This is a genomic window from uncultured Sphingomonas sp. (assembly GCF_946477935.1).
Classification (GTDB): Bacteria; Pseudomonadota; Alphaproteobacteria; order Sphingomonadales; family Sphingomonadaceae; genus Sphingomonas.
In genome coordinates, this window is the sequence record NZ_CAMLAC010000249.1 from 1 (window position 1) to 4,921 (window position 4,921).

Genomic DNA, 4,921 nt, shown 5'->3' on the forward strand with positions numbered 1-4,921 from the left:
CGAGGGGGCGGACTGGTTCGTCTTCGCACCCGGATCGGGCCGCGACGTGGTGACCGACTTTTCCGCCGCGGATGGCGACCGCCTGGACCTGGGGGCGTTCCACACCGGGTTCGACCAGTTGCGCTGGACCGACACCGCCGATGGCGTGCGGCTGACCATGGGTGGCGACTCCATCCTGTTGCAAGGAGTGCACGCGCTGAGCGCGGGGGATGTGTTTTTCGGTTGAGATGCAAGCCATTGGGATCGATGGCGATTAGGTGAAACGCCCCGTTGCGGCGGTGGAACGGGTTGCCCGTGGTGCACCGCAGCATCGGCGCGTGATAGGCTCGTCGGATCGGAGTCCTTCGCAACGGCTCCGTTTGCGAGGAGGCACGATGCCGGAAAAGAAGCGGGTCCTGTTCGTCATCAACTCGCTGGCCGGGGGCGGGGCGGAGCGTGTGCTGACCACGCTGCTCGCCGGGTCGGAGGCCTGGGCGGAACGCTACGATCTGCATCTGGCGCTGCTGGACGACGATCCGCGTGCTTACGGCGTGCCCGACTGGGTGACGGTGACGCAGCTCGACGCACGGCATGGATTGAAGGCGAGCCTGACGCAGCTTCGCGCGGCTGTTGGGCAGATCGATCCGGCCGTGTCCCTGAGTTTCCTGACCCGCGCCAATGTCGCCAACGCCTTCGCGATGGCGGGGCGCGGGCGGCCGTGGCTGATCAGCGAGCGGGTGAACACCTCGGCGCATCTGGGGCAGGGCGCGGGCGCGCTGGCGGCGCGGGCGATGGTGCGGCTGGCCTATCCGCGGGCGCATCACGTGATCGCGGTGTCGGACGGAGTCGCGGACGATCTGGTCGCCAATTTCGGCGTGAAACGTGACCGGGTGTCGGCGATCGCCAACCCGGTCGATCACGACACGATCCTGGCGCGCGCGGCCGAGGCGCCCGGCTTCGTGCCGGCCGGCCCCTATGTGGTCGCGGTCGGGCGGCTGATGCCGAACAAGAATTTCGCGATGCTGCTGGAGGCGTATGCGCGCGCCGCCATCCCGGCGCGGCTGGTGATCCTGGGCGAAGGGCCGGAGCGTGCGGCGCTAGAGGCGCACGCGGCACGGCTGGGCGTTGCCGACCGGGTGGACATGCCGGGCTTTGTCGACAACCCGTTCGCGATCCTGGCGCGCGCCGAGATGTTCGCGCTGCCCTCCAACGCGGAAGGGTTCCCCAACGGACTGGTCGAGGCGATGGCATGTGGTTTGCCGGTGGTGGCGACCAATTGCGCATCGGGGCCGTCCGAGATCCTGGCTGGCGCCACGCGGGATGCGGTGACCGGCCCGATGGACGTGCCCGCCGGCGCGCTGGTGCCGACCGATGACGCGGCCGCCTTTGCCGCGGGTTTGCAGGCGGTGTTCGCCGAGCCGCGGCGGCGCGCAGGCGGTGCGGCGGCGAGAGCGCGGTCGCAGGATTACGGCGTGGCGCAGGCGACGGCCCGCTACTGGGCGCGGATCGAGGCGGCGTTGGTACCGCAGAGGCGATCCATGCCCGTTTCCTCTGGAGAAATGACCTTGCGTTCAGGAGTGTCGCGATGACGCGTGGGATGGTTGGCGTGATGATGGCCGCGGCGCTGATGCTGCCGGCCTGTTCCGGGCAACGGCCGCTGACGGGGGCCGGCATGGCGCCGCCGCCCGCGACCGCCTTCACCCTGTCGCCGGGCGACAAGGTGAAGATCGCCACGTACGGCGAGGCGTCGCTGACCGGGGATTACGAGATCTCGCCGGCAGGCACGATCGCCTTTCCGCTGATCGGCGACGTCAAGGCGGCCGGGCTGGGTCCGGAGGCGCTTTCGCAGGCGATACAGGCGCGGTTGAAGGCCGGATATGTGCTGGAGCCCAAGGTTTCGGTGCAGGTCGCCAGCTATCGCCCGATCTACATATTGGGCGAGGTGAAGAAGCCGGGTGAATATCCCTTCACGCAAGGGCTGACGATCCGCGGCGCGGTCGCCAAGGCGGACGGCTTCACCTACCGCGCGAACGAGAAGCGCGTGTTCCTGAAGCGTGCGGGCGATGCGGGTGAGACGATCTACCCGCTTTCGGCCGACTTCCCCGTTTTGCCGGGTGACACCATCCGTTTTGCGGAAAGGTATTTCTGATGGACGCGACGATAGGCACGCTGGACCGCGACCTGGTGCCGGGCACCCCGGCGGACGCGGTGGACACCAACGAGACGGGCAAGCCGCACAATCGCGGCTGCATCGTCAGCCTGGCCAAGCTGCGCGCGGTGCTGGCCGCGGACCTGTATCGTTATGCGGGGCGCACCTCGGCCAGCGCGTTCGCGAAACATTATCTGTTCACGCCGGGGTTCAAATATACCGTGCTGATGCGCACCACCGGCTGGCTGCGACTGAAGCCGGCCAAGGCGCTGGGGCTGTATCCGCTGGCCAAGCTGATGCTGCTGCGCGCGCGGTACAAATATGGCTTCGCGATCCCGGAATATACCGAGATCGGGCCGGGGCTGTTCCTGAACCGGTTCGGCGGCTTCTACTTCCACGGCGATGCCAGGGTGGGGAGCAACGTGAACGTGACGCACGGCGTGGTGCTGGGCTTCATGAACCGGGGCCGGAGCGCGGGTGCGCCGGTGGTGGGCGACCGGACCTTCATCGGATCGGGCGCAAAGATCATCGGCGGGCTGGCGATCGGCGCGGATGCCGCGATCGGCGCCAATGCGGTGGTGACCAAGGACGTGCCGGAGCGCGGCGTGGTCGGGGGGATTCCGGCCAAGTTATTGTCCACGCAAGGCTCGGACGGGTATATCAACCGGATGGCGCCCGCCGCGCTGCTGGCGCGGTGCGAGGGGGCGTTTCGGGGTGGTTGAGGGTGGGGTGTTAGATCAGGCTGGGGCTTGGCCGGCTTGACGCTATCGAACGGGAATGGAATTACGCCGGCCTGACGGCTGACAACGAAAACGGCGCCCCAATATGACTTGGGAAATGGCGATGCTGGTGATCGCCTGCAAAGTCGGCGTATAGTCAGGGCTGACGCTGCGCCTGACCAGTACCCGGTCGTTCGCGCAGGCGAACGGGGGTTCGAATGACAACCCAGACCCGCAACGATGTCGATCGCCGGCAGATCGCCGCCAAGATCGTGCCCATCATCATCGTTGCGCTGGCCGGGATCGCGGTACGCACGCCGTTGGCAGCCGCCCATCCGTTAGCGGCGCTGCTCCTGTTCCTGTGGATTGTCGCCGATACGCTGATGCTGTCGCTGCTCGCCCGATCATCAGGGAAGCCGGAATGGAGCGCCGTTCTGGGCGTGCTGGCCGCGGCGAGCTTCACCGTCTGGTTGGGTTCGCCTTCGGTAGTACGAAGCGTGTTGCTGGAAATGCCGCTTCTGGCGATGACGATGGCGGCGGTCGTTCTGGGACATGTTGCCTGGGCTACGACCCGAGCGAGCCGGATAGTCAAAAGGAAGGGCGTCGATCGCACCGAGCGGTGGGTATCTGCCGCATCGGAGATCTTCCCGGCAGCGCTGGTCCGGTTGGCTGTGGCGGAGATCACCGTGATCCATATGGCGTTGTTCCGCTGGGGCGGATCGGTGGACATGCCGGACAACGCCCGCGCCTTCGCCTATCACAAGCACCTGACGCCGATGTGCGCGACGCTGCTGATCCTGTCGGCGATCGAGATCGCAGTCTATCATTTGCTGGTCGGACATTGGAGCCGCACCGCTACGGTCGTCATGTTCATCTTGAGCGACGTGAGTTTCGTATATCTGGTCGGCCTCATCAAATCGTTTCGGTTCAGGCCCGTCCTGCTGACGCCCGACGGCGTTCGCGTGCGCGCGGGCTTCCTGATCGACCAGCTCGTTCCGCTCGATGCGATCGTTGCCGTCGAAGCCGGTTTCACGGGCGAGGAGGTACGCGACCCCGCAACCCTCAATGCGGCGCTGCTTGCCTGGCCCAACGTCATGCTGCGGTTGGACAGACCACTGCATCGTCGCTCGCTCGTGAAGAAGCGAGAACCGTTCGTTCGTGTCGCATTCCGCCTGGACGATCCGGAGCCCTTCATTCGACTCCTTGCCTGGCGACTGGGTCATCGCGCCAGCTAGGAAAGATGGCCTTTCGGTTGGGAAGGCCGCGTGGGACGGATCGGCTCTTGGGGCTGGCGTTCGTTTCAGCCGAAGAAGATGTCCCCCTGTTGCAGCGTCGTCACGCCGCGCAGGAAGATGGTGTCGGTGTCACTTAGCGCGATGGTCAGGCCGGCGGAGGATACCGTGTAGGTCAAGGTGTCGAAGCTGAGGCCGTGGCCGGCGAGGTCGATCACGTCTCCATCGCTGCGGGTGAAATCGGTGATGGTGTCGCGGCCGGATCCGGGGGCGAAGACGAAACGGTCGGCGCCGGTGCCGCCGGTCAGCGTGTCGGCACCACCGCGCGAGCCCGCCGCCATGGTGATCGCGTCGCCGTAGAGGATGTCGTCGCCCGCGCCGCCGTCCAGCGTGTCGGCGCCGCCGGTCGCGCCGGTGGCGAAGGTCTCGCCGTCGCCGATCAGCACGTCGTTGCCGGCGCCGCCGGTCAGCCGGTCGTCCGCGCCGCGGCCCGACGCAGTGAAGGCGATGCCGTCCCCCACCAGCCAGTCGTCGCCGTCGCCGCCGTCCAGCACGTCCCGCGCGGCGAGCGAGGAGATCCAGTCGGTGTCGCCGATCAGCCGGTCGTTGCCCGCGCCGCCATAGAGCCGGTCCGCCTGCTGGCCGCCCATCAGCCAGTCGTCGCCGGCATCGCCGTACAGCGCATCCTCGTTCTTGCCGCCGTCGAGCCGGTCGGCGCCGTCGCCGCCGTAGAGCGTGTCGTTGCCGTCGTCGCCGAACAGCGTGTCGTCGCCGGCCGCGCCCGACAGGATGTTGGCGGCGGCGATGCGGAGGGGGATCGGCTGGTCAGCATCGAAAACGCC

At 67.5% G+C, this 4,921-nt stretch carries 5 protein-coding genes and 1 pseudogene; 5 read left to right on the plus strand and 1 reads right to left on the minus strand.

The genetic code is table 11. From position 1 onward, the window contains the following. The 5 genes and pseudogenes from Q0U08_RS17655 to Q0U08_RS17675 all read left to right on the plus strand — a co-directional run. Nucleotides 1–226, plus strand: a pseudogene (locus Q0U08_RS17655) (hypothetical protein); the annotation flags it as partial. Between the two features lie 148 nt (nt 227–374). After that, nucleotides 375–1,568, plus strand: a complete 1,194-nt coding sequence (locus tag Q0U08_RS17660; RefSeq protein WP_298092946.1) for a glycosyltransferase — start codon at nt 375–377, stop codon at nt 1,566–1,568. Beyond that, nucleotides 1,565–2,128: a polysaccharide biosynthesis/export family protein gene (locus tag Q0U08_RS17665; protein ID WP_298092948.1), complete on the plus strand. Its 564-nt coding sequence runs from the start codon at nt 1,565–1,567 to the stop codon at nt 2,126–2,128. The genes Q0U08_RS17660 and Q0U08_RS17665 overlap by 4 nt, the downstream gene beginning before the upstream one ends. Further along, nucleotides 2,128–2,850: a hexapeptide transferase gene (locus Q0U08_RS17670; protein ID WP_298092950.1), complete on the plus strand. Its 723-nt coding sequence runs from the start codon at nt 2,128–2,130 to the stop codon at nt 2,848–2,850. Before Q0U08_RS17665 ends, Q0U08_RS17670 begins: the two co-directional genes overlap by 1 nt. A 215-nt stretch (nt 2,851–3,065) precedes the next feature. Then, entirely contained in the window at nt 3,066–4,082 is a 1,017-nt protein-coding gene (locus Q0U08_RS17675) for a hypothetical protein (RefSeq protein WP_298092951.1), read from the plus strand. 65 nt (nt 4,083–4,147) lie between these two features. Here the strand turns inward: Q0U08_RS17675 and Q0U08_RS17680 are convergent. Next, nucleotides 4,148–4,921: calcium-binding protein (locus Q0U08_RS17680; protein ID WP_298092953.1), on the minus strand; the 774-nt coding region annotated here is incomplete at its 5' end.

Bases quoted from the DNA above. Each gene is read 5' to 3' on its own strand.
- Q0U08_RS17665 (WP_298092948.1), top strand. From the start codon at position 1,565: ATGACGCGTGGGATGGTTGGCGTGATGATGGCCGCGGCGCTGATGCTG.
- Q0U08_RS17675 (WP_298092951.1), top strand. From the start codon at position 3,066: ATGACAACCCAGACCCGCAACGATGTCGATCGCCGGCAGATCGCCGCC.
- Q0U08_RS17660 (WP_298092946.1), top strand. From the start codon at position 375: ATGCCGGAAAAGAAGCGGGTCCTGTTCGTCATCAACTCGCTGGCCGGG.
- Q0U08_RS17670 (WP_298092950.1), top strand. From the start codon at position 2,128: ATGGACGCGACGATAGGCACGCTGGACCGCGACCTGGTGCCGGGCACC.